We start from the raw sequence: 24,110 nt of genomic DNA on the forward strand, positions 1-24,110 counted from the left end.
AAATCCTCCTATCCCAGTTGCCACACCGCAACCGGCTTCTCGTAGCCGCGGATCGGCACCTCGCCGCGCGACACTGCATCGCCAGCCGCCTCGCCGATCGCCTCGCGCACTTCGGACGAGATCAGGAACTGCGAGTTGAGCTCCTTGTTGAGCGCCTCCAGCCGCGCCGCGAAATTCACGGTATCGCCGATCACGGTGTATTCCTTGCGCCTGGGCGAACCGATATTGCCGGCGACGACCTCGCCGATATGGATGCCGATGCCGATGCGCAGCGGCCAGCTCGTGGTCGCGTTGAAGTGCTCGTTGGCGAGCAGCATCTCGCGTGCCGCGGCCACCGCCTGATGCGCCGCGTCCTCGGCTTCGAGCGGCGCGCCGAACAGCGCGAGGAAACCGTCCCCCAGGAACTTGTTCACGATGCCGCCGTGGCGATCGAGGATATCGACCAGCATGGCAAAGGCACGGTCGAGCCGCTCGACCACTTCCTGCGGCGAGCGCGTCCGCGCACCCGCGGTGAAGCTGCGGAAGTCGACGAACATCACCGCGACGCGGCGGATATCGCTGTCGGTCGAGGCGCCCTCCGTCATCAATCGTTCGACCACCTGCGGCGAGACGTGCTGGCCGAACAGGTCGGTGATGCGGTCGCGCGCCGTCGCCGCCGCGATGCTGGCTTCGAACTGCCGCCGCAACTGCATGCCGACCGCGCCCGCCAGCATGCCGCAGATCAGCACGATGAAGCTGCGCGCCGCATGATAGTAGAGGTTCGGCTCGGCATCGGGATGAAAGAACATCGCCAGACAGAACAACTGAGCTGCGGCAACGAACCCGGTGAAGGTCGAGAGCCAGAAATCCAGTCGCAGCGTCGAGAGGATGATAAAGATGAAATAGAGAAACGGCGCAGCGAATCCGAGCGCAGCGACCGATCCCATGCTGTCGATATGGAGCGCCAGCGCGACCGTGGGCAACGAGGTCTCGATCAGCGCGCCGATGTAGCGCCGCACCACGGGCAGGTCGCGCCCTCTGCGCATATGTCGGGTGATCGCACCATGCACCCACAATTCGAACAGGATGAACGGCACAGTGATGTAAAAGAGAAATGATACCCTGAGATTGCCGTGCCAGACGCGGCTTACGGCCTCGGGCGCAAAGAAGTCGATGCCCAAACCGATGACACCCAGCAGCACCGCTGTCCCGATCAGCGCCTTGATCCGGAGCAGCTCGGTCGTCATCACCTCGCGCATCAAGATCTGGTGGAATTCGGCCGATATGGCCGAATCCTGCGCCTCTTTTTTTCGTCCCCAGAAACCGGCCATTATCTCCGCCTGTCATTCCGGGACGGTCCGAAGGACGGGACCCGGAATCTCGCGCTTCCGGGTTCGATGCTTCATCGCCCCGGACTGACGTGGATAAATTGAGATCGATATATAGCCTCAATCGAGCGTGCGACGGAAGCGTGTCACGGCGATCGTCATCGCCACCAGCATCAGGACAATGAGTGCAATCGTGTCGTATTGCAGGTTGGCTAGGCCGGCGCCCTTCAGCATGATGGCGCGGACGATGCGGACGTAATGGGTCAGCGGCAGGCCCTCGCCGAGATATTGCGCCCATAGCGGCATGCCCGCGAACGGAAACATGAAGCCGGAGAGCAGGATGCTCGGCAGGAAGAACATCATCGAGAGCTGCATCGCCTGCAACTGGTTCTGCACGATGGTGGAGAACGTATAGCCGATCGACAGGTTGGTGGTGATGAATAGCGTGGTCAGCGCCGCCAGGAGCAGCACGCTGCCGAGGATCGGTACCCCGAACAGCAGCACGCCGATGCCGACGATCAGTGACGCCTGGATGAATCCAACGATCACGTAAGGAATGATCTTGCCGAACATCACCTCGATCGGCTTGATCGGCATCGACAAGAGGCTCTCCATGGTGCCGCGCTCGATCTCGCGCGTCACCGACAGCGCGGTGAAGATCAGCATGGTCATGGTCAGGATGGTGCCGACCAGGCCGGGCACGATATTGAGCCGCGACTCGGCGGCGGGGTTGTAGCGGGCGTGCGTCCTGATCTCGAACGGCATGTCCGGGGGATCGCCGACGTGCAGATCGTGCACCAGCGCGGTCTGCACCAGGGCGCCGAGCGCACCGAGCGCCGCGCTTGAGGCGATCGGATCGGTGGCGTCGGCGGCGACCAATAGCGCCGGCTTGTCGCCGCGCCTGACCGCGCGCTCGAAGCCGCGCGGGATCTCGACGCCGAACAGCACCTTGCCGGACTTCAGGAGGTCGTCGAACTCGGCGACGTCGTGCACCTCGCGGGTGAAGCGGAAATAGGCGGTGTTCTCCATCGCCTTCAGGATCGAACGCCCGAGATCGCTGTCCTCCTGGATCAACACCGCCGTCGGCAGATGCCGAGGCGTGGTGTTGATGGCGTAGCCGAACAGCAAAAGCTGCATCACCGGGATCATCACGATCATGGCGAAGGAGACGCGGTCGCGGCGGAGCTGGATGAATTCCTTCACCAGCATCGCATAGCTGCGCTGCCAGAAGCCGAAGGCCGGCTCCCTCGTCTCAACAGCAGGATGGATCGCCTCTATCGCGCTCATTGGAAGTTGTCCCTGGCGCGGCCCATGAGATCGATGAAGACGTCTTCGAGCGACGGCTCGCTGTCCTGCCAGTGCCAGCGCGGATCGTCACGATAGGACGCGACGGTCGCGTCCAGCGCCGCCTTGTCGCGACCGGAGACATGCAGGCTGGTGCCGAACGGCGCCACCATGTCGATGCCGCCCTTGCCGGCGAGCTCGGCGGTGAGAACGTTGAGATCGTCGCCGGTCACCGTATATGTCGAGAGCGCCGAGCCCGCGATCACCTCTTCCACTGTCCCATGTGCCAACAGATGACCATAGGCGATGTACGCGATCTCATGGCAACGCTCGGCCTCGTCCATGTAGTGCGTGGAGACCAGCACGGTCAGGCCGTCGGCGGCGAGCGCATGGATCTCGTTCCAGAAATCGCGCCGCGCCTTGGGATCGACGCCGGCGGTCGGCTCGTCAAGCAGCAGAAGTTTCGGATTGGGCAGCGTGCAGGCGCCGAGCGCAAGCCGCTGCTTCCAGCCGCCGGAGAGATTGCCGGCAAGCTGCTCCTCCCGGCCGCTCAAGCCAATGCGCCCGATCATCTCGCGCGCCGCACTACGTGCGTCAGGCATGCCGTAGAGCCGCGCGACGAATTCCAGATTCTCGCGCACCGAAAGGTCCTGGTACAGGCTGAAACGCTGGGTCATGTAGCCGACCAGGCGCTTGATGCGGTCGGCATCGCGGCGGATATCGTAACCGAGGCAGGTGCCATTGCCGCTGTCGGGCGTGAGCAGGCCGCAGAGCATGCGGATGGTCGTGGTCTTACCGCTGCCGTTCGGCCCCAGGAAGCCGTAGATCGTGCCGCGCCTGACCTGCATCGACAGATCATGCACGACCTCGCGGCCGCCGAACGATTTGGTCAGGCCATGGACATCGATAGCGATCTCAGGCGTATGGTTCGCGACCGTGCTCATCGCCGATCCGCCACCGGCGTCTTCGGATTGAGATAGACGCTGATCGGCTGCCCGACGCGCAAGGCATCGGGCCGGCTCGGCCGTGCCTGGATCAAGTAGACCAGCTTGTTGCGCTCATCGAGGCTGTAGATCACCGGCGGTGTATATTCCGCCGTGGTCGCGATGAAGTAGATCTTGGCGGTGAGATCGGCGGCGCAATTGTCGCAGACGACGCGCACCGGGTCGCCGATCGAGAGCTTCGGCAGTTCGGCCTCGGGCACGAAGAAGCGCAGCTTCATGTTGCCCGGCGGCATGATCGAGAGCACCGGCCGCTGCGCCGCCACCATCTCGCCCTCGCGGAAATAGATCTGCTGGATGGTGCCGGCGACCGGCGCGAAGCCCTTGCGCCGCGCCAGCCGCGTCTCCGACGTGTTGACCTTGGCTTCGGCCACGCGCAGCGCCGAGACCGCGGCGTCAAGATTGGCCTGCGTGCCTGCGCCCGTCCCCCGCAGCGAAGCGGCGCGGTCATAGGTCTGCTGCGCATTGGCAAGCGTGGCCTTGTTCTGGTTGAGATCGGCCTGCTGCAGGTCGTCGTCGACGGAGTAAAGGAGGTCGCCGACCTTCACCTCGTCGCCTTCGCGCACGTTGAGCTTTACCACGCGGCCGGCTTCATCCGGGCTGACAAAGATCATGTCGGCCTCGACCCACCCCTGGAAGCCGGGATCGCGCCGCTCCTGGCAGCCGGCCAGCGCCGCCGCCAGCGCGACCATCGCCAGGATCTTCGCGAGGCGCGTCGAAGTCATGTCGTCCTCCGCTCGCCGAAGATCAGATCGAGATGGACGCGAAACATCTCGATCGCATCCAGTGGCGAATGCCGGCTGAACATGCTCTGCCAGATCACCGCGATCAGTGCCGGCGCGATCATGATCTGCGGATAGTGCGCCAGTTCCTTGTTGCGAATCTCGCCGCGCGTGATCGCAAGATCGATCAAGGCGCGCATGCCGGCCATCCCGCGCGAGACCACTTCGCGGAAATAGAAATCGGCGATTTTCGGAAAGCGCGGCCCCTCGCTGACGATCAGGCGCACGATGTCGCCGCGCGATGTCGAAGCGACCTCCCGGATGAACATTTGCGCAAAGCTCTCCACCGCCTCGCGCACCGATCCGCTCAGCGGCGCCGGCGATGCCATGCGGTCGATCAGCGGCACCAGCGCGGTCCGGATCAATTCCTCGAACATCGATTCCTTGTCCTTGAAATGCAGATAGATCGTGCCCTTGGCGACGCCGGCGCGCTTGGCGATATCGTCGAGCCGGGTCGCGGCAAAGCCGCGCGCGACGAACTCTTCCATCGCCGCCTCCACGATCGCGGCCCGCCGCTCCGCCGCGCGCTCGGCGCGGTTCGCCCCGCTGCCCGCGATCTTCGACGAGACCACTTTTGACACCTTTGCGCGCGCCGCCCTGCTGGCGGTCCGGCGCGCCTTGGGCGGAGCGGATGGTTTGGGGCGCTGCTTCATGCTCAAATAATGACTGACTGGTCAGTCATTGTCAAGAGCCCGTAGCCCGGGTAGAGCGGAACCCCGTCATTCCGGGGCGTGCGCAGCACGAGCCCGGAATCCATTCATCCACGCGTTTTGCGGCCCGATGGATTCCGGGCCTGCGCCTTCGGCGCATCCCGGAATGACGAGGGATAGGCCCTAACCGAAATCAAGCACCATGCGGCCGTCGATCGCCCCTCGCTTCATCCGGTCGAAGATGTCGTTGATCTTCTCCAGCGGCACCTTGGTGATCTCGGCGTGCACCTTGCCGTCGGTGGCGAAGGCGATGGCTTCGTCGAGATCGCGGCGGGTACCGACGATCGAGCCGCGCACGGTGATGCGCTTCAAGACGACGTCGAAGATCGGCGTCGGGAATTCGCCGGGCGGAAGGCCGACGAGGCTGACCGTGCCCTTGCGCCGGACCATCCCCAGCGCCTGCGCGAACGCAGCCGTCGATACCGCCGTCACCAGTACGCCGTGCGCCCCTCCCCCGGTCGATGCCAGCACCTTCTCCACCGCCCTGTCAGACAGCGCGTTGACGGCGAGATCGGCGCCGGTGATGCGAGCGAGCTCCAGCTTGTCCTCGGCGATGTCGACCGCGGCAACCTTGAGCCCCATCGCCTTGGCATACTGGATCGCGACATGGCCGAGGCCGCCGACGCCGGAGATGACGACCCACTCGCCGGGCCGCGCTTCGGTCTCCTTCAGTCCCTTGTAGGTCGTGACACCAGCGCACAGGATCGGCGCCACCTTTGCGAAATCGACATTAGCCGGCAATCGCGCAGCGAAGGCGGCCGATGCGATGACATATTCGGCAAAGCCGCCGTTCACGCTGTAGCCGGTGTTGTGCTGGTGCTCGCACAGGGTTTCCCAACCGGTCTCGCAATATTCGCAGCGCATGCAGGCATCGTGCAGCCAGGCGACGCCGACGGCGTCACCGACCTTCAGATTGGTCACGCCGGGGCCGAGCGCGGCGACGATGCCGGCAGCTTCATGGCCGGGAATGAACGGCGGAACCGGCTTCACCGGCCAGTCACCGGACGCGGCGTGAAGATCGGTGTGACACACGCCGCAGGCTTTCACCTTGACCAGAACTTCGCCCGGCCCCGGTTCCGGCACCGGCACATTCTCGATCTCGAGCGGCTTGCCAAAATTTCGGACAACAGCGGCTTTCATGGTCGGCATCTGTCTACTCCTTCGCTTTGGAAAGCAGACTAGCGGTGACCATCCTCTCGCCCTTTGATCGGTATCAAAGGGCGCGCCGAATGTGCGCGTGTGTCAGCGCGATGACAACTGCGACAAGTTGTAGCCCGGGTGGAACCAAGCGCAACCCGGGAAACTGTACCAGCGGCTCGAGCGCCCCCGGGTTACGCTGACGCTCCACCCCGGGCTACGACGCCACAACGGCCACGCTAACCTTTGGCGTCGCAGGCCCAGGCGCGGATCACGCATTCCTTGCCGCCATATTCATAGCACTTGCGCGTGGCGGCGTTCAGCGAGCGCGAGATCTTCGGCTCCACGGCGTAGCCGTGGGCGCCGCACGGATTCATCATGTCGATGGAGAGCGCAGCGCAGGCCCGCTTCATCGTGACGGTGGTGCATTCGCCCTTGCACTGCTTCAGCGCCGCGGCGCGCGCCTCTGCTTCGGCGGGATAGTCATAGGCCTGACCGTAGGCGCCGCATTTGCCAACGGCAAATGCGCCCGCCGCCCAGCTCTCGGTGATGAAACGCGTTAGTGCCAACAGCAACGTCAGCGCAAGAATGAACAGCGCGCGGCGTTGCGCGCGCCTCGTCGAGACAATCACTTTCCCCATCCCCCAGACAGCCGGCGGAACTCTAGCCGCCGGACGTTTCCACTTGGTGAACGGGAGGTTGAGAGCGGCGCTCGCAATGATGTGGAGAGAGCGGAGACCCGCACGCGGAATCGTAGGGTGGGCAAAGCGAAGCGTGCCCACCATCAAGAGCACAGCGTGTGACGGTGGGCACGGCGCTGGCGCGCCTTTGCCCACCCTACGCAGCGGCGCTTATCCGCCGCGCGCGGCTTCGAGGGCTTGCGGGGTGTCGATGTCGAGAAAGGCGCTTTGGCCGTCGACGGGCACTTCGGCTACCGCTTCGGCATGCTTGGCGATCAGGTGGCGCGCGCCGATGTCGCCGTCGAGCGTCATCAATTCCTTGAAGAAGCGCCGCGACCACAGCACGGGATTGCCGCGCCTGCCTTCGCTGACGGGCACCGCGATCAAATGGCCGCGGTCGGGTGCAAAGGTGTCGATGAGCCGATCGATCAAGGACGCGTCGATCAGCGGCATGTCGCCGAGGCAGATCACGGCGCCGTCGACGCTGTCGGATACCGCCGAGACACCCGCTTTCACTGAGCTCGCGAGCCCGCCGGCGAAATCCGGATTGCGCACGAATTTCACCTTCAGCCCCTGCAGCGCCTGCTCGACCAGTTCGGCCTGATGGCCGGTGACGACGATCACCTCGGAGGCCTTCGACGCCAGCGCCTGCTCGGCCGCGATACGCACGAGCTTCTTGCCGTCGATCTCCGCAAGCAGCTTGTTGGGGCCGCCCATCCGCGTCGAACGGCCGGCGGCGAGCACGATGGCGGCGACGTTGCGATTGCCTTCGGTGTCGGAGCCCGTGCGCGGCTGCGGCCGCGTCACGATCTCCATCAAGAGCCCGCCGACGCCCATGCCGGTGAGCTCGGCCCGCGTGACCTTGATGCCCGCAAGCAGGCGCATCAGCACCCAGTCAAATCCGTTCTCGACCGGAGAGCGCGCGCAGCCCGGCGCACCCAGCACCGGCACCTTCCCCGCGCTGCCGATCAGGAGCAGATTGCCCGGATCGACCGGCATGCCGAAATGCTCGACCGCGCCGCCGATCCCGGTGATCGCGGCCGGGATCACGTCGCGCCGGTCCGCGATCGCGGAAGCACCGAACACGATCACGAGTTCGGCGCCAAGCGCGAGCAATTCCTTGATCGAGGCGGCCAGGGCCTTCTCCTCATGCGGCACGCGGCGCTCGGCGATAATGCCGGCGCCCGCGGGGGCGAGCCGCTCGGCGGTCACGCGGAGCGTCTTCTCGATCACCTTTGGCGACAGGCCCGGCAGCATCGTCGAGACGATGCCGACCTTCTTGATGACGTAAGGCGCAACCCGCAGCGTCTCACGCGCGGCGACGGCGACTGCCGCGTCGCGCAAGCTCGCTTCGACACCGAAAGGAATGAGCTTGACGGTGGCGATCATCTCGCCTTCGACCACCGGCTTGAACGCAGTCAGCGTGGCGAGCGTGATCGCCTCGTCAACGCCATTGATGCGATCGACTGCGGCACGGTCGACCACCAGCACGCCGGCGCGTCCCGCGAACAAATTGGCGCGGCCGGTAAAGGCGCGCTCGACATTGACGCCGTCGCCGGCAATGGCCTGCGCGATGCTGGCCGCGGCAACATCTTCGGAGACGTCACCCTCATCGAGCCGCACGACGACGATTTCCTTCACCCCGGCCTTATCCAAGGCCTCCACTTCGGCAGGGCCGATCGTGGTGCCCTTCTTCAGCACCAGCGATCCCTGCCGCAGGGTGTGAACGGTGACGCCGCCAATCGCGTCACGCGGACTGGCAGGCCCGAACTTCATGCTGCAACTTCTTTCTCTTTCGGCGGCAACCGCAGCGTCGCGGTGATCTCCGCCATGATGGCGACCGCGATCTCCGACGGCGATACCGCACCAATGTCGAGTCCGATCGGCGCATGGATGCGCGCGATGTCACTTTCCTTCGCGCCCTGGGCGCGCAGCCGTTCGCCGCGCTTGGCATGCGTCTTCCGCGAACCGAGCGCCCCGATATAGAAGCACTCGCGTTCGAAGGCGTGCAGCAGCGCGGGATCGTCGATCTTCGGATCGTGGGTCACCGCGACAAAAGCGGTGTAGTGATCGACATTGAGCGGCGGCAGTGCGACGTCGGGCCATTCCGCGACCAGGGGCACGTCAGGAAAACGTTCGGGGCTCGCAAATGCCGTGCGCGGATCGACGACGGTGACGTCATAATCCAGCGACCGCGCCAGCGGCGCCAAGGCCTGGCTGATATGGACGGCGCCGATGATCACGAGCTTTGCGGTCGGCGCATAGACGTTGAGGAACAGCTTCTTGCCGCCGACTTCGACATTGGTGCTCTTGCCCATGCGCAGTGCTTTGGAAAGCTCGGCATTGAGCGGATCGGCGGCAAAGTCCTTTGCCTTCACCAGCCGCTGCTCGCCATTGGCGGTATCGGTGACGACGATCACCGGGCGCCGCGCGGCGCGCTCGGCATTCAGCTCTTTCAGGGTTTCGAGCTTCACGGCTAGCCCACCTTCTCGACGAAGACGCGGATGGTGCCACCGCAGGACAGGCCGACATTCCATGCGGTCTCGTCAGCCACGCCGAATTCCAGCATCCTCGGCTGGCCGCTCGAGATCACGTCGAGCGCCTCAGTCACCACGGCGCCTTCGACGCAGCCGCCCGAGACCGAACCCAGGAACGTACCCTCGTCATTGATGACGAGGCTCGATCCAGCCGGACGCGGCGCCGAGCCCCAGGTCTCCACCACGGTGGCCAGCGCCACCCCATGGCCGGCCTTCTGCCAGTCCTCAGCCGCCTTCAGGATGTCTTCGTCGCGATTGAGCATTTGAGAACCCTCTTCAAGCTACGGAGCGGATCAGGCTGCGATGATGAGGCGGCGGCGGGGCCGAAAGCGCCTCGATCAGCCCCTGGATGGAACTCAAGTTATGCACCGGGCGGAATTCGTCAACGTGGGGCAGCATCATTTTGATGCCCTGCGCCTTGGGCTCGAAGGCGCTGTAGCGCAGCAGCGGGTTGAGCCAGATCAGGCGGCGGCAGGAACGATGCAGCCGGTCCATCTCGAAGGCAAGCTTGGCATCCGCCTCGCGCTCCAGCCCGTCGGAGATCAGCAGCACGATCGCGCCCTGCCCCAGCACCCGGCGAGCCCACAGCTTGTTGAAGGTGTGCAGCGAGGTCGCGATCCTTGTGCCGCCGGCCCAGTCCTCGACGCTCGAGGAGCAGCTTGCCAGCGCCTCGTCGGGATCGCGCTGCCGCAGCGCCCGCGTCACGTTGGTCAGGCGGGTGCCGAACAGGAACACCGAGACGCGCTTGCGGGCATCGGTGATGGCATGCAGGAAGTGCAGGAACAGGCGGGTATATTCGCTCATGGATCCCGAGATATCGAGCAGCGCCACGATCGGCGCCGGCTTGTCGATGCGGCCGAGCTTGCGGATGTCGACGATCTCGCCGCCGGTGCGCAAGGAATTGCGGATGGTGCGGCGCATATCGAGCCGGAGGCCGCGGACGTCCGGCCGGTAGCGGCGCGTCTCCAGCTCGGCCTGCGGCAAGCTCATCTTGGCGATGGCGCGGGTGACCTCGGCGATCTCGGCCGCGCTCATCTGCGCAAAGTCTTTCTTCTGCAAGATCTCGCGGTCGGAGACCGAGAGCTTGAGTTCCTGCGCCTGCTCCTGCGGCCGCTCCTCGCGGCTCGCGGGCTGCGACAGCGCTTCCTGCACGCGGCGCGAGGCCGGCGGCGGCTTCTTCTTGGCGTGGTCGGGCAGCGGCACCGAGTCCAGCATGCTCTTCCACTCCTCGGCGGCGCGGAAGAACAGGTCGAAGGCCTGGGCAAAGATCAGCGCATGCTCATGGCGCTTGACGAAGATCGCTTCCAGCGTGGCGTAGAAATCGGCGCGGTTGCCGACTTCGATGAGCTGCAGCGCATTGAGCGCGTCGATCACCGAGCCCGGCCCGACCGGCAACCCGGCCGCCCGCAGCGCGCGGGCAAAGCCGACGACATTGTCGGCCATGTGCCCGGTCGGCGGCGCAAGGTGGTTGATGGGCATCGGCTCTCTCCCGTCGTCATTCCGGGATGCGCCGCTAGGCGCAGGCCCGGAATCCATCCCGCCGCATAACAAGTGGTGAAATGGATTCCGGGCTCGCGCTGCGCGCGCTCCGGAATGACGAGTGTCGTGTATGACGCGCGAGCAGCTACGTCTCGCTCGTCGCTTCCTTCAAAACCTTCTGCAGCGTATCGCCCTGCATGCGCGCGATGTCATCCTGGTACTTTAGGAGCGCACCGAGGGTCTCGCCGACCACTTGCGGCGTCAGCGAGCGGGCATCGAGCTCAGAGAGCGCGGTGGCCCAGTCGATGGTCTCGGCGACGCCGGGCGACTTGTAGAAATCCTGGTTGCGCAGCGCCTGCACGAAGCGGACCACCTGCTGCGACAGCTTGGCCGAAATATTCGGCACCCGCGACTTGACGATCGCGAGCTCGCGCTCGGCTGTGGGATAGTCGACCCAGTGATAGAGACAGCGCCGCTTCAGCGCGTCGTGGATCTCGCGGGTGCGGTTGGACGTGATGATCACGATCGGCGGCGCCGGCGCCTTCACGGTGCCGAGCTCGGGGATCGTCACCTGGAAGTCCGACAGGATCTCCAGAAGATAGGCCTCGAACGCCTCGTCCGCGCGGTCGAGCTCGTCGATCAGGAGCACCGGCGGGCCGGCGACGTCAGGCTCCAGCGCCTGCAGCAGCGGCCGCTTGATCAGGAAGCGCTCGGCGAAGATGTCGCTCGCAAGCTGGTCGCGGTCGGTGTCGCCGGATGCTTCCGCGAGGCGGATCGCGATCATCTGCGCCGCGCTGCTCCACTCGTAGACCGCGGAGGCGACGTCGAGGCCCTCATAGCATTGCAGGCGGATCAGCTTCCGCCCGAGCGCTGAAGACAGCACCTTGGCGATCTCGGTCTTGCCGACGCCGGCCTCGCCTTCCAGGAACAACGGCCGGCCCATGCGCAGCGCGAGATAGGTCACGGTCGCGAGCGACCGCTCGGCGAGATAGCCGCGCGAGGTCAGGAGCTCGAGCAGCACATCGACGGATTTCGGGAGCGTCGATGCGGTCATGGGAAAGCCGGTGTTGGAGCCAAAGCAGCCTGCACTATCACGCTTTAGCGTTAGCAGCTTCGACCGCCCGGCGCGCCAGCACCCCGATCAAATGCGCGCGATATTCGGCACTGCCATGCAGGTCGCTGTTCAGCCCTTCCGGGGATACGTTGATCCCCTCCAGCACCTTGGGCGAGAAGCGCTTCTGCAGGGCCTCCTCGAAAGCGGTGACGCGGAACACGCCGTCCGAGCCGGCGCCGGTAACGGCGACGCGGACGTCCGACGGCCGCCGTGCCACGAACACGCCGACCAGCGCATAGCGCGAGGCCTGGTTGCGGAACTTGACGTAAGCCGCCTTCTTCGGAACCGGAAACTGCACCTTGGTGATGATTTCGTCGGCCTCGAGCGCGGTCGAGAACAGGCCCTGGAAGAACTCCTCGGCCTTGAGCCGCCGCTTGTTGGTGACGATCGTCGCGCCCAGCGCCAGCACGGCGGCCGGATAGTCCGCGGTCGGGTCGTTGTTCGCCAGCGAGCCGCCGATGGTGCCGCGATGGCGCACGGCGGGATCGCCGATCCCTCCCGCGAGGTCGGCGAGCGCCGGGATCGCCTCGCCGACGACGGCGGAGCTGGCGACCTCGGCATGCTTGGCGGTGGCGCCGATCGCAAGCGCGCGGCCTTTCATCTCGATGGTGTCGAGGCCTTCGACATGAGAGAGGTCGACCAGATGCGGCGGGCTCGCGAGCCGCTGCTTCATCACCGGCACCAGCGTGTGGCCGCCGGCGATCAGCTTGGCATCCTCGTTCTTCACCAGCAGATTGGCGGCCTGTCGCACGGTCGCCGGACGATGATACTTGAATTCATACATTGGAATGCCCCGGAATTTTCAACAGCGATCGCGATGCAATGCGCTGAGGTTCAAGCGAGATCGGACTTCGCCATCGCCTTGGCGCCGGCGGCGATCGAGGCGACGATGTTCTGATAGCCGGTGCAGCGGCACAGATTGCCTTCGAGCTCTTCGCGGATCACCTCATCGGAAAGCTCGTTTCCCTTGCGGTGCACCATGTCGACCGCGGTCATGATCATGCCGGGCGTGCAGAAGCCGCACTGCAGGCCATGATTCTCGCGGAACGCTTCCTGCATCGGATGCAGCGGCCCGCCATCCGGCGCCAGTCCCTCGATGGTCTTGACCTCATGGCCGTCGGCCATCACCGCAAGCGTGGTGCACGACTTCACGGCCTTGCCGTCGAGATGCACGACGCAGGCGCCGCATTGCGAGGTGTCGCAACCGACATGGGTCCCGGTCAACCGCAGGTTTTCACGCAGGAATTGAACGAGAAGGGTACGGGGGTCGACGTTAGCGGTGACGGGATTGCCGTTCACGATCAGGGAAATCTTGGCCATCAGCACTCTCTTGATCTGCTCTGCCGCATATCGACAGAACAGGCGTTTATAACCGTTCCAAAAGCCATAATATGGGCCATCACCGCAATGGGCAACCTCGCCCCTCGCATGGCCGGATGACGTCGGGCCGTTCTGGCGCCGTTGTGCGGCGCCACTAGTCTTTATTTATTTGACTCAGCCCTGCACGGCCTTGGCGAAATTCGCGAAGAATTCATCGGCCAGTTTCTTGGCCGCGCCGTTGATCAGGCGCTGGCCGAGCTGGGCGAGCTTGCCGCCGATCTGCGCCTCGACGTTGTAACTCAAGAGTGTGCCGCCATCCTTCTCGGCAAGCGCGACCGTCGCGCCGCCCTTGGCGAATCCGGCAACCCCGCCCTCGCCTTCGCCCGAGATCTTGTAGCCGTTGGGCGGATCGAGATCAGACAGCATGACCTTGCCCTTGAAGCGCGCCGAGACCGGGCCGACCTTCATCTTGGCAACGGCGCGAAAGCCGTTGTCCTCGGTCCTCTCCAATTCCTCGCAGCCGGGGATGCAGACCTTCAGCACCTCGGGATCGTTGAGCTTGGCCCACACGGCCTCGCGCGACGCCGCAAGCTGGACTTCGCCGGTCATTGTCATTGCCATGAGAGCCTCCCCGATCGCATCGAACCAACACCCAAGTAAAGCACGGCGGCCACAAAGGAAAGACCGGCATCTGACCACGAGCGATGCATATTCGCAGCGCAGCAAAACGGAGACCGCCCCTTGTGATGGCGCCGGGCTCGATCAAGAAGGGCCATTGGCAGCGGCAGCCGGGAATGATTAGGTCGCGCGCGATGAACACATCCCTTTCCCCTCTGCTGGCACCGATGCTGTCAAGCGCCGCGATGCGCGCGGTGTGCGACGATGCCGCTTGCTTGCAGAATATGCTTGATTTCGAGGCAGCGCTGGCGCGCGCCGAAGCAGCGGTCGGCGTGATTCCGAATGCCGCGGCCGGCCCGATCGGCGTGGCCTGCAAGGCCGAATCATTCGACCGCGCGGCGCTCGCGGAAGCCGCCGTTCGGTCGGGCAACCTGGCGATCCCGCTGGTCAAGGCGCTTACCGCCGAGGTGGCCAAGGCCAGCAAGGAGGCCGCGCGCTATGTGCATTGGGGCGCGACCAGCCAGGACGTCATCGACACCGCGACGATGCTCACTCTGCGCGCCGGCATCGATGTGTTGCTCGCCGAACTCGACCGCGCCATCACAGGCTTTGCCAAACTCGCCCGCGAGCATCGCGACACCGCGGTGGTTGCGCGCACCTGGCTGCAGCACGCGCTGCCGATGCCGTTCGGCTTCAAGCTCGCCGAATATGCCGCAAGCCTGCACCGCTCGCGGAGGCGCCTGCAGCGGCTGCACCGCGAGGCACTGGCGCTGCAATTCGGCGGCGCGGCCGGCACGCTGGCTGCGCTCGGCGACAAAGGCATGGCGGTGGCGGAAAAACTGGCGCAGGAGCTTGGCCTGCCGCTGCCGGAGGCGCCCTGGCACACCCACCGCGACCGCATCGCGGACATCGCCTCCGGCTTTGCCATCGTCTGCGGAAGCTGCGGCAAGATCGCCCGCGACGTCTCCTTGATGATGCAGACCGACGTCGCCGAGGCGTTCGAGCCATCGGGCGAAGGCCGCGGCGGCTCCTCCACCATGCCGCACAAGCGCAATCCCGTTGCTGCCGCAACCGCGCTCGCCGCCGCCACCATGGCCCCCAATCTCGCCGCGACGATCCTTGCCGCGCAGATCCAGGACCACGAGCGCAGCGCGGGGCCGTGGCATGCAGAATGGCCGACCTTGCCGACGCTGATGCTGGTCACCTCAGGCGCGCTCGCCGCCACCGTCGAACTCGCCGAGGGCCTGGAAGTCGACGCCGCGCGCATGCGCGTCAACCTCGATGCCACCCGTGGGCTGATCATGGCCGAAGCGGTGTCCATGGCGCTCGCCGAAAAGCTCGGCAAGAGCGAGGCGCATCACCTGATCGAAGCCGCCAGCAAGAAGGCGGTCGCCGAGCAGAAGCATTTGCGCGACGTGCTGATGGCGGATCCTCAGGTCACCGCGCAGCTTGCCGCGGACCGGATCGAAAACCTGTTCGCGCCGATGTCCTATCAGGGCGCCTCGCAGGCGCTGATCGACCGCCTGCTCGCCTCGCTGAGCGACAAATGAAAGTGCCGATGAGTCTCTCGGATGTCATTGCCGGGCTTGCCCCGGCAATCCATCTTCTTCGATAGACTCTCTTTTGGATGGATGCCCGGATCAAGTCCGGGCATGACAGCGGAGTTTTAGAACCATGCCGATGATCGACGCCGACGGATGCCTGCTCAACGTCCAGGTCGAAGGCCGCGACGGCGGACCGACGCTGATGCTGTCGAATTCGCTGGGCTGCACGTTGCAGATGTGGGAACCGCAGATGAAGGCGCTGACGCAGGTGTTCCGCGTCATCCGCTACGACCGGCGCGGCCATGGCAAGTCGCAGGTCCCTCCCGGCCCCTATTCGATGGAGCGTTTCGGCCGCGACGTGCTGGCGATCCTCGACGACCTCAATATCGAAAAGACGCATTGGTGCGGCCTGTCGATGGGCGGCATGGTCGGGCAATGGCTGGGGGCCAACGCGCCCGAACGCTTCGGCAAGATCATCCTCTCCAACACCGCCTGCTACTACCCGGACCCGACCAACTGGCACAATCGCATCAAGGCGGTGAAGGAAGGCGGCCTCGCCGCGGTCGCCGACACCGTGATCGCGGGCTGGCTGACGGCGGATTTCCGCGAGCGCGAGCCGCAGATCGCAGCCCGGATGAAGGCGATGCTATTGGCCTCGCCAGCGGAGGGTTACATCGCCTGCTGCGAAGCCTTGAGCACGCTCGACCAGCGCGAGCTGCTCCCGAAGATCAAGAGCCCGACGCTGGTGATCGCCGGCCGTCACGATATGGCAACGCCGATCTCGGCTGGGGAATTCATCCGCAGCCGCATTCCCGGCGCCAGCATGACGATCCTCGATGCCGCGCATATTTCCAACGTCGAGCAGTCGCACGCCTTCACGGACGCCGTGGTCGGCTTCCTGACGCAACGCTAGTGCAGCGCACTCTGCACCACCTCTCCCATCGGGAGAGGTGAAGAGACGCCCGAGCAAGGAGAGGCATCATGGACGACGACAAGCGCCGCGACGAGGGCATGACCCAGCGCCGCAAAGTGCTCGGCAATGAATGGGTCGATAAATCGATTACCAATCGCAACGCCTTCAACACCGACTTCCAGGACCTGATCACGCGCTATGCCTGGGGCGATATCTGGACGCGGCCGCATTTCGATCATCGCACGCGGCGGGTACTGGTCATCGGCACCATGGTCGCGCTCGGGCAGTGGGACGAATTCCGCCTGCATGTGCGTGCCGCCCTCACCGAAGGCGGCTTTTCGCCTGACGATATCAAGGAGATCCTGCTGCAGCAGGCGATCTATTGCGGCGTCCCCGCCGCCAACCATGCGGTGAAGGAAGCCTCGGCGATTATCGCCGAGCTAGGGCTGTTGAAGGGATAATTTGCCGGCCGGCACGCTGGTATCGGTCTCGTCGCGCACCTCGGCCAGCCGCGGCGCGGCGCCCTCGACCACCAGCACGATGCCGATGCCGACCAGCATCAACAGTTCGGTCGCATGCAGCCGCAGCGCCTCGGCCTCGCCGGCCACGGACGCCGCCAGCATGCTGACGAAGCTGAGCACGCTGCCGAGCACGAGCGCCATACCGAGCGTCTCATCGCCGCCGCCGCGCTCGCGCACCGAGCGAAGCGAAAGCAGCACCAGATACAGCGTGAAAAAGGCAACTGTGGTGATCCGCACCAACGCCAGCAGCCAGGCGATACGCACGCTCGCGATGCCCGACAGATGCAGATGATCGCTGATGAAGAACCCGATCGACACGCTCGGCCGTTCATAGAGACCGCGGACCGGCGAGGCCATGATCTGGAAGGCGATGCTCGCCCACGCCGGGATGAAATAGGCCGCAAGCAGCGCGCCGCAAAATGAGCTGATCCGCCAGTTCGTCGACATCTGCCGCTCCCTGCTTGTTCCGCTCGCCCGACGCCGCGATGGCGGGTATGTCGCGAGGTAACTTCGTTGGAACTGAAGCGGCAATCTAAACCCTTTATTAACCTTAATTGGGGCGGGCCGCTGTGGACGGCGTCCAAAAGAAAGTCCCGCCTTTCGGCAGGACTTCCCTTTTGCTCTCGCTTGGACGGGAAACTAGCGCACCTGACCCGGGTCCTGCGGTTGGCCGGGTTTCTGGCCCTGACGGTTCGGGTCTTGCTGCTGCTGGCCGGGCTTGCTGCCGCCGCCCTGCTGCTGGCCGGGCTTCTGGCCCGGATTTTGATTCTGCTGACCCGGGTTCGGGTTCTGATTGGCCATTCACAAATCTCCCTGGTTGGACCTGGTCCCTTCGAACCAGGCACGAGCCAACGCGGGAACCAGGACGCTGTTTCGGTGGGAACCGTCACGTCACGGTGAGGCAAATGCTGGATCGGGAACCGCCGGTAAAACTACCTCTGTACAAGCCCTTGATGCCGCAGCTAGCGCTGTTGCCGCCCAAGGGGTTCCACTGTTAGAAAATGATACGACGCGTCGGACAAGGCTGCCGGGAGCCCTCGCCGCGTCGCTCTCTCACAAGCGGCAGCGCATGGATTATTTCGCCCAGCAACTCATCAACGGCCTCGTGCTCGGCTCGATCTATGGGCTGATCGCGATCGGCTACACCATGGTCTATGGCATCGTCGGCATGATCAATTTCGCCCATGGCGACATCTTCATGATCGGCGGTTTCATCGCGCTGATCTCCTTTTTGGTGCTGGTCTCGCTCGGCCTCACCGCGATCCCGCTGGTGCTGTTCATCGTGCTCCTGGTGTCGATGGCGATCACCGCGCTCTATGGCTGGACGGTGGAGCGTATCGCCTACCGGCCGCTGCGGCATTCGTTCCGCCTGGCGCCGATGCTCTCAGCCATCGGCATGTCCTTCGTGCTGACGAATTTCTCGCAAGTCGCGCAAGGCGCGCGCGTGAAACCGGTGCCGCCGATCATCACCGGCGGCTACACGCTGCATGAGGGTGAAAGCGGCTTCGTGGTGCAGCTCTCCAACATCCAGATCATCGTCGTGCTCGCCACCGTGGTGCTGCTCGCGCTGTTCACCTGGCTGGTGTCGCGCACGCGGCTCGGGCGCGACATGCGCGCCTGCGAGCAGGACCAGACCATGGCGGCGCTGCTCGGCGTCGACGTCGACCGCACCATCTCCATGACCTTCGTGATCGGCGCCGCGCTCGCCGCCGTCGCCGGCATGATGTACCTGCTCTACTATGGCCTGGTCGATTTCTTCATGGGCTTCGTCGCCGGCATCAAGGCGTTCACCGCCGCGGTCCTCGGCGGCATCGGCTCGCTGCCCGGCGCGATGCTGGGAGGACTGGCGATCGGGCTGATCGAGACATTCTGGTCGGCCTATTTCTCGGTCGAGTACAAGGACGTCGCCGCCTTCTCCATCCTGATCGTGGTTCTGATCTTCCTTCCGACCGGCCTGCTCGGCCGGCCTGAAGTCGAAAAAGTCTGACGGGCGGCCGCGTGACCACGTCAGCGCTCGAGAAGAAGCCGGCGTCGCGCGCGAGCGGCGCCGCCTTCATCCTCAAGAAAGCCACCATCAGTGCCTTGGTCGCGCTGGTGCTGTTCTCGTTGATGATCGGCGTCCGCACCGAGGCCGGCCCGCAAGGCGGGCTGATCTACTGGACGCGGTTCGGCGATCTCGCCGCCATCGTCGCTGCCGTGTTCGGCGGCAGCATCGTCATCGAGCTGCTGCGGCAATGGTGGGGTCCCGCCGACAAAGTCCGCGTCGTTCCGCCGGCGGTACAAAATGCGCTGTCGCTCGCCGGACGCCTGATCGCGCCGGCGCTGCTGATCTTCACCTTCCTGGTGCCGGTGATCTTCTATGATCAGCGCTACATCCTCGATCTCGCGATCCTCGTGCTCACCTATGTGATGCTCGGTTGGGGACTGAACGTGGTCGTCGGCCTCGCCGGCCTGCTCGATCTCGGCTATGTCGCCTTCTACGCCGTCGGTGCCTATTCCTACGCGCTGCTCGCCACCAATTTCGGACTGTCGTTCTGGGTCTGCCTGCCGCTCGCCGGCATCCTCGCCGCGTTCTGGGGCGTGCTGCTCGGCTTTCCCGTGCTCAGATTGCGCGGCGACTATCTCGCGATCGTGACGCTGGCGTTCGGCGAGATCATCCGCCTCGTCATCATCAACTGGCAAAGCCTCACCGGCGGGCCGAACGGCATCTCCGGCATCCCACGACCGACCCTGTTCGGCATTCCGCTCTCGCCGGGCGAAGACGGGCTCGCGGCGCGGCTCGGCATCGAGTTCTCGCCGACGCACCGCATCGTGTTCCTGTTCTATTTGATCCTGGCGATGGCGCTGCTGACCAACTGGGTCACGATCCGCCTTCGCCGCCTGCCGATCGGCCGCGCCTGGGAGGCGCTGCGCGAGGACGAGGTCGCCTGCCGCGCGCTCGGCATCAACACCACTACGACCAAACTCACGGCCTTTGCCACCGGCGCGATGTTCGGCGGCTTTGCCGGCGCGTTCTTCGCGACGCGCCAGGGCTTCATCAGCCCGGAATCCTTCACCTTCCAGGAATCGGCGCTGGTGCTCGCCATCGTCGTGCTCGGCGGCATGGGCTCGCAGCTCGGCGTCGCGCTGGCTGCGCTGGCGATGATCGGCGGCTTCGAGCTGTTCCGCGGCCTCGACCAGTACCGCATGCTGGTGTTCGGAATGGCGATGGTGCTGCTCATGATCTGGCGGCCGCGCGGACTGATCGGGCATCGTGCCCCGACCGTCTATCTCGAACGCAACCAGGCGATCTCCTCCGACCTCGTCAAGGAGGGACACGGATGAGCGGTGAGACCATCCTCTCCGTCAAGGGCCTGTCGATGCGGTTCGGCGGCATCGTTGCCGTGAACGATCTCTCCTTCGATGCCGGACGGCGCAAGATCACCGCGTTAATCGGCCCGAACGGCGCCGGCAAGACCACCGTCTTCAACTGCATCACCGGCTTCTACAGGCCGAGCGGCGGCTCGATCGCGCTGACCCATGACGACGGCAAGACGATCCAGCTCGAACGTCTGAACGATTTCCGCATCTCCAAGCAGGCGCGCGTGGCGCGCACCTTCCAGAACATCCGCCTGTTCCCCGGCATGACGGCGCTGGAGAATCTGATGGTGGCGCAGCACAACGCGCTGATGCGCGCCTCCGGCCTGACCTTCCTCGGCCTGATCGGCGCGCCGTCCTGGCGCAGCGCGGAAGCACGCGCGATCGAGCTGGCGCGCACCTGGCTGACGCGCGTCGGCCTGCTCGACCGCGCCGACGATGCCGCCGGCAACCTTCCCTATGGCGACCAGCGCCGGCTCGAGATCGCGCGCGCGATGTGCACCGAGCCCGCGCTGCTCTGCCTCGACGAGCCCGCCGCCGGCCTGAACGCGCGCGAGAGCGCCGCCTTGAGCGAGCTCTTGCTCTCGATCCGCACCGAACAGGGCACCTCGATCCTCTTGATCGAGCACGACATGTCCGTGGTGATGGAGATTTCCGACCACGTCGTGGTGATGGATTACGGCGTCAAGATCGCCGAAGGCACGCCACAATCCGTCCGCGACGATCCCAAGGTGATCGCCGCCTATCTCGGCGCCGACGAGGAAGAAGCCATCGCCGTCATGGAGGGCGGCACGTGATTGGACGCTCCGACAAGAGTTCACACTGCAAAGTGCTTGTAGCCGCGCGTTCTCTGTCCCCGTCATGCCCGGGCTTCTCCCGGGCATCCACGCCCTTTCTGCGACACCACCGGAACGTGGATGGCCGGGACAAGCCCGGCCATGACGGCTGCGAGGTTGCCCTATGACCTCAACCTCTCCCCTCCTCGCGATCCGCGGACTGCGCGCGGCCTACGGCAAGATCGAAGCCCTCAAGGGCGTCGATCTCGAGATCAATGCCGGCGAGATCGTTGCGCTGATCGGGGCCAACGGTGCCGGCAAGTCGACGCTGATGATGACGATCTTCGGCAAGCCGCGCGCCCGCGCCGGGGCGATCGAGTTCGACGGCGATGACATCACCGGCGTGCCGACGCACGAGATCGCGCGGCTTAGGATCGCGCAGTCGCCCGAGGGGCGCCGGATCTTTCCGCGCATGAGCGTCGCGGAAAACCTGCAGATGGGCGCTGACGTGACCGAGTGCAGCGAAGCGGAACGCGCCGCCGTGCTGGAACGCGTGTTCACGCTGTTCCCCCGGCTCAAGGAACGCGTCAACCAGCGTGGCGGCACGCTCTCCGGCGGCGAGCAGCAGATGCTGGCCATCGGCCGCGCGCTGATGAGCCGCCCGCGCCTGTTGATGCTGGATGAGCCTTCGCTCGGCCTCGCGCCGCTGATCGCACGCCAGATCTTCGACGCGATCCGCACCCTGAACCGCCAGGATGGCCTGACCGTCCTGATCGTCGAGCAGAACGCCAACCACGCACTGAAACTCGCCCATCGCGGTTACGTCATGGTCAACGGGCTGATCACGCTGTCTGGAACCGGCGGCGAGCTGTTGCAGCGGCCGGAGATCCGCGCTGCCTATCTGGAAGGCGGCCGGCGGGGCTAGCTGATCGGCGCCCGTCCTGCGGCAAGATGCTGCGAAGGGCGCGTGCATTTGCCTGAAAAATGCCGATGACTTCACGGCAAATTCAGTCGACAATGCCGTCTTCGTATCCGGCGGCGCGCCGGATGCTTCCCTTAAGCGATGACCACGGGGACTCCACATGAAATCACTCAAGCTGATTGGCCTTGCACTCGGCGCTTCGCTCGCACTGTCGGCGAGCGCATTCGCGCAGGATATCACCATCGCAGTGGCGGGCCCGATGACGGGCTCCGAATCCGCGTTCGGCCGGCAGATGAAGAACGGCGCCGAACAGGCGGTTTCCGATCTCAATGCCGCGGGCGGCGTGCTCGGCAAGAAGCTCAAGCTCGAGGTCGGCGACGATGCCTGCGATCCCAAGCAGGCGCGCTCGGTCGCGGAAAAACTCTCCAGCGCGCGGATCCCCTTCGTCGCCGGTCACTTCTGCTCGTCGTCGTCGATCCCGGCATCGGAAGCCTATGCCGACGGCAACACGCTGCAGATCACGCCGGCCTCGACCAACCCGCTGTTCACCGAACGCAAGCTCTGGAACGTCGCGCGCGTCTGCGGCCGTGACGACCAGCAGGGCCTGGTCGCCGCCGAGTACATCCTGAAGAATTTCAAGGGTAAGAACGTCGCAATCCTCAACGACAAGACGACCTACGGCAAGGGCCTCGCGGACGAGACCAAGAAGGCGCTGAACAAGGCCGGCTTCCAGGAGAAGATGTTCGAGTCCTACAACAAGGGCGACAAGGATTTTAACTCCATCGTCTCGCGGCTCAAACGCGACAACATCGATCTCGTCTATGTCGGCGGCTATCACCAGGAGGCCGGCCTGATCCTGCGCCAGATGCGCGACCAGGGCCTGCAGACGGTGCTGATGGCGGGCGATGCCATGAACGACAAGGAGTTCGCCTCGATCACCGGCCCCGCCGCCGAAGGCACGCTGTTCACCTTCGGTCCCGATCCGCGCAACAAGCCGACCGCGAAAGCCATCGTCGAGAAGTTCAAGGCCAAGAACATCGATCCCGAAGGCTACACACTCTACACCTACGCCGCGATGCAGGTGTGGTCACAGGCGGTCGCCAAGGTCGGCTCCACTGATCCGAAGAAGGTGATGGACGCGATCAAGGCCGGCGAGTGGGACACCGTGCTCGGCAAGATGGCCTTCGACGCCAAGGGCGATATCAAGGCGATCGACTACGTCGTCTACAAGTGGGACGCCAAGGGCAACTACGCCGAAGTGAATCCGAAGGGATCGTAAGACCAATCACCGCCGTCATTGCGAGCGGAGCGAAGCAATCCACTCTTCCGCTTGCGGCGCTATGGATTGCTTCGCTTCGCTCGCAATGACGCTGTGGATGCCTTGGGTGCGACAAACCAACCCGACGGGCAAATCACCTAAAAGTCTGTCCAGACTATCAGCGAAAAATAAACCGCTTAACCCGTCGGGCAAATCAGTGATTTAACTCCGCGCGTCTCACCCGAGAGAGGGGCGGCTCGCGATCGTCACGAACGTTGCGGTGAGATGCGGTGGACGCGGCTGTTGCGAGCGACGAACGCAACATCAGCGGACGGCGAAGTCGTGTGGTCCTGGCGCCCCGACGCTGGCGCTAAGCTTCTTGTGAAGTGACGGTGGCAAAAGAGCCCGGTCACCGGGGAGAGCACGAAGGAAACCGTAACACCATCGCGCAGGGAAAGCCGGAATGCTTCGGTTGAACCTGTGGTCCTACCCCCGTGCTTTTTGTTGCACGGGACCCATGGGTGCAACCGGCACCCGGCTTTCCCTGCGCCCTCTGATGTCGAGGAGGGTGAAACGAGACGCAAAGCTCGGGCAAATCATGCCGCGAGAATGCGAACTCATATCCTCACGCTATTTGAAATTTGAATCCGAACCCCACCCACGTCGTCCCGGGCTTGACCCGGGACCCATAACCACAGGGCTTTGTTATGTGCTCCGCCGCAACCGCTTGCTCGCGCCACAACGCCTCCCTGTGGTTATGGGTCCCTGCTTTCGCACTAGGGCATGCACGGATCTCTGAGGCTCCATCCGACTGCGACGGCATGGAAGTATTCAAGGCCGGTTTTGAAGG

At 64.8% G+C, this 24,110-nt stretch carries 25 protein-coding genes; 8 read left to right on the plus strand and 17 right to left on the minus strand.

Translation table 11 applies throughout. The features are described from left to right. Nucleotides 1–8 precede the first annotated feature (8 nt). From ACZXDY_RS07185 to ACZXDY_RS07255, 15 genes are all read right to left on the minus strand, one after another. Nucleotides 9–1,310 (minus strand): adenylate/guanylate cyclase domain-containing protein, encoded by a 1,302-nt coding sequence (locus tag ACZXDY_RS07185; protein ID WP_464344986.1) that lies wholly within the window; start codon nucleotides 1,308–1,310, stop codon nucleotides 9–11. Between the two features lie 117 nt (nucleotides 1,311–1,427). Continuing rightward, entirely contained in the window at nucleotides 1,428–2,594 is a 1,167-nt protein-coding gene (locus tag ACZXDY_RS07190; RefSeq protein ID WP_464344987.1) for an ABC transporter permease, read from the minus strand. Further along, nucleotides 2,591–3,535: an ABC transporter ATP-binding protein gene (locus ACZXDY_RS07195; protein WP_464344988.1), complete on the minus strand. Its 945-nt coding sequence runs from the start codon at nucleotides 3,533–3,535 to the stop codon at nucleotides 2,591–2,593. The genes ACZXDY_RS07190 and ACZXDY_RS07195 overlap by 4 nt, the downstream gene beginning before the upstream one ends. After that, nucleotides 3,532–4,317 (minus strand): HlyD family secretion protein, encoded by a 786-nt coding sequence (locus ACZXDY_RS07200; RefSeq protein ID WP_464344989.1) that lies wholly within the window; start codon nucleotides 4,315–4,317, stop codon nucleotides 3,532–3,534. The genes ACZXDY_RS07195 and ACZXDY_RS07200 overlap by 4 nt, the downstream gene beginning before the upstream one ends. Further along, nucleotides 4,314–5,027 (minus strand): TetR/AcrR family transcriptional regulator, encoded by a 714-nt coding sequence (locus ACZXDY_RS07205; protein WP_464344990.1) that lies wholly within the window; start codon nucleotides 5,025–5,027, stop codon nucleotides 4,314–4,316. Before ACZXDY_RS07205 ends, ACZXDY_RS07200 begins: the two co-directional genes overlap by 4 nt. A 180-nt stretch (nucleotides 5,028–5,207) precedes the next feature. Next, entirely contained in the window at nucleotides 5,208–6,233 is a 1,026-nt protein-coding gene (gene adhP, locus ACZXDY_RS07210) for an alcohol dehydrogenase AdhP (protein WP_464344991.1), read from the minus strand. 227 nt (nucleotides 6,234–6,460) lie between these two features. Continuing rightward, nucleotides 6,461–6,853, minus strand: coding sequence for a DUF4189 domain-containing protein (locus ACZXDY_RS07215; RefSeq protein WP_456644428.1), 393 nt, complete (start codon nucleotides 6,851–6,853; stop codon nucleotides 6,461–6,463). A 219-nt stretch (nucleotides 6,854–7,072) separates the two neighbouring features. Next, a complete protein-coding gene (locus ACZXDY_RS07220; RefSeq protein ID WP_464344992.1) occupies nucleotides 7,073–8,677 on the minus strand; it encodes an NTP transferase domain-containing protein in 1,605 nt (534 codons plus the stop codon). Next, nucleotides 8,674–9,375, minus strand: coding sequence for an XdhC family protein (locus ACZXDY_RS07225; protein ID WP_464344993.1), 702 nt, complete (start codon nucleotides 9,373–9,375; stop codon nucleotides 8,674–8,676). The genes ACZXDY_RS07220 and ACZXDY_RS07225 overlap by 4 nt, the downstream gene beginning before the upstream one ends. 2 nt (nucleotides 9,376–9,377) lie before the next feature. Beyond that, nucleotides 9,378–9,701 (minus strand): XdhC family protein, encoded by a 324-nt coding sequence (locus ACZXDY_RS07230; RefSeq protein WP_027582816.1) that lies wholly within the window; start codon nucleotides 9,699–9,701, stop codon nucleotides 9,378–9,380. Between the two features lie 13 nt (nucleotides 9,702–9,714). Further along, the gene (locus ACZXDY_RS07235; protein WP_464344994.1) at nucleotides 9,715–10,917 is read right to left on the minus strand and encodes a vWA domain-containing protein; all 1,203 of its coding nucleotides are present in this window, start codon (nucleotides 10,915–10,917) and stop codon (nucleotides 9,715–9,717) included. A 145-nt stretch (nucleotides 10,918–11,062) separates the two neighbouring features. Then, nucleotides 11,063–11,971: an AAA family ATPase gene (locus tag ACZXDY_RS07240; protein ID WP_028166338.1), complete on the minus strand. Its 909-nt coding sequence runs from the start codon at nucleotides 11,969–11,971 to the stop codon at nucleotides 11,063–11,065. Nucleotides 11,972–12,008: 37 nt separating this feature from the next. Next, the gene (locus tag ACZXDY_RS07245) at nucleotides 12,009–12,815 is read right to left on the minus strand and encodes an FAD binding domain-containing protein (protein WP_130229677.1); all 807 of its coding nucleotides are present in this window, start codon (nucleotides 12,813–12,815) and stop codon (nucleotides 12,009–12,011) included. 50 nt (nucleotides 12,816–12,865) lie between these two features. After that, a complete protein-coding gene (locus ACZXDY_RS07250) occupies nucleotides 12,866–13,351 on the minus strand; it encodes a (2Fe-2S)-binding protein (protein WP_028166340.1) in 486 nt (161 codons plus the stop codon). A gap of 174 nt (nucleotides 13,352–13,525) precedes the next feature. Continuing rightward, on the minus strand, nucleotides 13,526–13,972 hold the full coding sequence (locus tag ACZXDY_RS07255; RefSeq protein ID WP_028166341.1) for an SRPBCC family protein: 447 nt from the start codon (nucleotides 13,970–13,972) through the stop codon (nucleotides 13,526–13,528). Nucleotides 13,973–14,163: 191 nt separating this feature from the next. Here ACZXDY_RS07255 and ACZXDY_RS07260 point away from each other — a divergent pair, with 191 nt between their 5' ends. From ACZXDY_RS07260 to ACZXDY_RS07270, 3 genes are all read left to right on the plus strand, one after another. Continuing rightward, a complete protein-coding gene (locus tag ACZXDY_RS07260) occupies nucleotides 14,164–15,519 on the plus strand; it encodes a 3-carboxy-cis,cis-muconate cycloisomerase (RefSeq protein WP_464344995.1) in 1,356 nt (451 codons plus the stop codon). 124 nt (nucleotides 15,520–15,643) lie between these two features. Beyond that, complete coding sequence (gene pcaD, locus ACZXDY_RS07265; RefSeq protein WP_028166343.1) at nucleotides 15,644–16,426, plus strand: 3-oxoadipate enol-lactonase; 783 nt, start codon at nucleotides 15,644–15,646, stop codon at nucleotides 16,424–16,426. A 68-nt stretch (nucleotides 16,427–16,494) separates the two neighbouring features. Further along, entirely contained in the window at nucleotides 16,495–16,887 is a 393-nt protein-coding gene (locus ACZXDY_RS07270; protein ID WP_028166344.1) for a carboxymuconolactone decarboxylase family protein, read from the plus strand. On the opposite strand, the gene ACZXDY_RS07275 is transcribed toward ACZXDY_RS07270, so the two are convergent. Further along, nucleotides 16,867–17,394 carry a hypothetical protein gene (locus ACZXDY_RS07275; protein ID WP_028166345.1) on the minus strand — a complete coding sequence of 176 codons (528 nt, stop codon included), beginning with the start codon at nucleotides 17,392–17,394 and terminating at the stop codon, nucleotides 16,867–16,869. The two genes, ACZXDY_RS07270 and ACZXDY_RS07275, sit on opposite strands and share 21 nt — an antisense overlap. 192 nt (nucleotides 17,395–17,586) lie before the next feature. Further along, a complete protein-coding gene (locus ACZXDY_RS07280; protein WP_464344996.1) occupies nucleotides 17,587–17,748 on the minus strand; it encodes a hypothetical protein in 162 nt (53 codons plus the stop codon). 268 nt (nucleotides 17,749–18,016) lie between these two features. Between ACZXDY_RS07280 and ACZXDY_RS07285 the strand changes: the two genes are divergently transcribed. The 5 genes from ACZXDY_RS07285 (at nucleotide 18,017) to ACZXDY_RS07305 (ending at nucleotide 23,281) form a co-directional block, all read left to right on the plus strand. After that, complete coding sequence (locus ACZXDY_RS07285; RefSeq protein WP_028166346.1) at nucleotides 18,017–18,934, plus strand: ABC transporter permease subunit; 918 nt, start codon at nucleotides 18,017–18,019, stop codon at nucleotides 18,932–18,934. Between the two features lie 11 nt (nucleotides 18,935–18,945). Beyond that, nucleotides 18,946–20,271 carry a high-affinity branched-chain amino acid ABC transporter permease LivM gene (livM, locus tag ACZXDY_RS07290; RefSeq protein WP_028166347.1) on the plus strand — a complete coding sequence of 442 codons (1,326 nt, stop codon included), beginning with the start codon at nucleotides 18,946–18,948 and terminating at the stop codon, nucleotides 20,269–20,271. After that, the gene (locus ACZXDY_RS07295) at nucleotides 20,268–21,101 is read left to right on the plus strand and encodes an ABC transporter ATP-binding protein (RefSeq protein ID WP_464344997.1); all 834 of its coding nucleotides are present in this window, start codon (nucleotides 20,268–20,270) and stop codon (nucleotides 21,099–21,101) included. Before livM ends, ACZXDY_RS07295 begins: the two co-directional genes overlap by 4 nt. A 163-nt stretch (nucleotides 21,102–21,264) precedes the next feature. Then, entirely contained in the window at nucleotides 21,265–22,005 is a 741-nt protein-coding gene (locus ACZXDY_RS07300) for an ABC transporter ATP-binding protein (protein ID WP_028166349.1), read from the plus strand. Nucleotides 22,006–22,162: 157 nt separating this feature from the next. Then, nucleotides 22,163–23,281 (plus strand): branched-chain amino acid ABC transporter substrate-binding protein, encoded by a 1,119-nt coding sequence (locus ACZXDY_RS07305; protein WP_028166350.1) that lies wholly within the window; start codon nucleotides 22,163–22,165, stop codon nucleotides 23,279–23,281. Nucleotides 23,282–24,110: the final 829 nt, after the last annotated feature.

The sequence above is a fragment of the Bradyrhizobium sp. LeoB3 genome, from assembly GCF_055456055.1.

Excerpts from the sequence above, each read along its gene's own strand:
- ACZXDY_RS07185 (WP_464344986.1), bottom strand. The coding sequence starts at position 1,310 with ATGGCCGGTTTCTGGGGACGAAAAAAAGAGGCGCAGGATTCGGCCATA.
- ACZXDY_RS07190 (WP_464344987.1), bottom strand. The coding sequence starts at position 2,594 with ATGAGCGCGATAGAGGCGATCCATCCTGCTGTTGAGACGAGGGAGCCG.
- ACZXDY_RS07195 (WP_464344988.1), bottom strand. The coding sequence starts at position 3,535 with ATGAGCACGGTCGCGAACCATACGCCTGAGATCGCTATCGATGTCCAT.
- ACZXDY_RS07200 (WP_464344989.1), bottom strand. The coding sequence starts at position 4,317 with ATGACTTCGACGCGCCTCGCGAAGATCCTGGCGATGGTCGCGCTGGCG.
- ACZXDY_RS07205 (WP_464344990.1), bottom strand. The coding sequence starts at position 5,027 with ATGAAGCAGCGCCCCAAACCATCCGCTCCGCCCAAGGCGCGCCGGACC.
- adhP (WP_464344991.1), bottom strand. The coding sequence starts at position 6,233 with ATGCCGACCATGAAAGCCGCTGTTGTCCGAAATTTTGGCAAGCCGCTC.
- ACZXDY_RS07220 (WP_464344992.1), bottom strand. The coding sequence starts at position 8,677 with ATGAAGTTCGGGCCTGCCAGTCCGCGTGACGCGATTGGCGGCGTCACC.
- ACZXDY_RS07230 (WP_027582816.1), bottom strand. The coding sequence starts at position 9,701 with ATGCTCAATCGCGACGAAGACATCCTGAAGGCGGCTGAGGACTGGCAG.
- ACZXDY_RS07235 (WP_464344994.1), bottom strand. The coding sequence starts at position 10,917 with ATGCCCATCAACCACCTTGCGCCGCCGACCGGGCACATGGCCGACAAT.
- ACZXDY_RS07240 (WP_028166338.1), bottom strand. The coding sequence starts at position 11,971 with ATGACCGCATCGACGCTCCCGAAATCCGTCGATGTGCTGCTCGAGCTC.
- ACZXDY_RS07245 (WP_130229677.1), bottom strand. The coding sequence starts at position 12,815 with ATGTATGAATTCAAGTATCATCGTCCGGCGACCGTGCGACAGGCCGCC.
- ACZXDY_RS07250 (WP_028166340.1), bottom strand. The coding sequence starts at position 13,351 with ATGGCCAAGATTTCCCTGATCGTGAACGGCAATCCCGTCACCGCTAAC.
- ACZXDY_RS07255 (WP_028166341.1), bottom strand. The coding sequence starts at position 13,972 with ATGGCAATGACAATGACCGGCGAAGTCCAGCTTGCGGCGTCGCGCGAG.
- ACZXDY_RS07260 (WP_464344995.1), top strand. The coding sequence starts at position 14,164 with ATGAACACATCCCTTTCCCCTCTGCTGGCACCGATGCTGTCAAGCGCC.
- pcaD (WP_028166343.1), top strand. The coding sequence starts at position 15,644 with ATGCCGATGATCGACGCCGACGGATGCCTGCTCAACGTCCAGGTCGAA.
- ACZXDY_RS07270 (WP_028166344.1), top strand. The coding sequence starts at position 16,495 with ATGGACGACGACAAGCGCCGCGACGAGGGCATGACCCAGCGCCGCAAA.
- ACZXDY_RS07275 (WP_028166345.1), bottom strand. The coding sequence starts at position 17,394 with ATGTCGACGAACTGGCGGATCAGCTCATTTTGCGGCGCGCTGCTTGCG.
- ACZXDY_RS07280 (WP_464344996.1), bottom strand. The coding sequence starts at position 17,748 with ATGGCCAATCAGAACCCGAACCCGGGTCAGCAGAATCAAAATCCGGGC.
- ACZXDY_RS07285 (WP_028166346.1), top strand. The coding sequence starts at position 18,017 with ATGGATTATTTCGCCCAGCAACTCATCAACGGCCTCGTGCTCGGCTCG.
- ACZXDY_RS07295 (WP_464344997.1), top strand. The coding sequence starts at position 20,268 with ATGAGCGGTGAGACCATCCTCTCCGTCAAGGGCCTGTCGATGCGGTTC.
- ACZXDY_RS07300 (WP_028166349.1), top strand. The coding sequence starts at position 21,265 with ATGACCTCAACCTCTCCCCTCCTCGCGATCCGCGGACTGCGCGCGGCC.
- ACZXDY_RS07305 (WP_028166350.1), top strand. The coding sequence starts at position 22,163 with ATGAAATCACTCAAGCTGATTGGCCTTGCACTCGGCGCTTCGCTCGCA.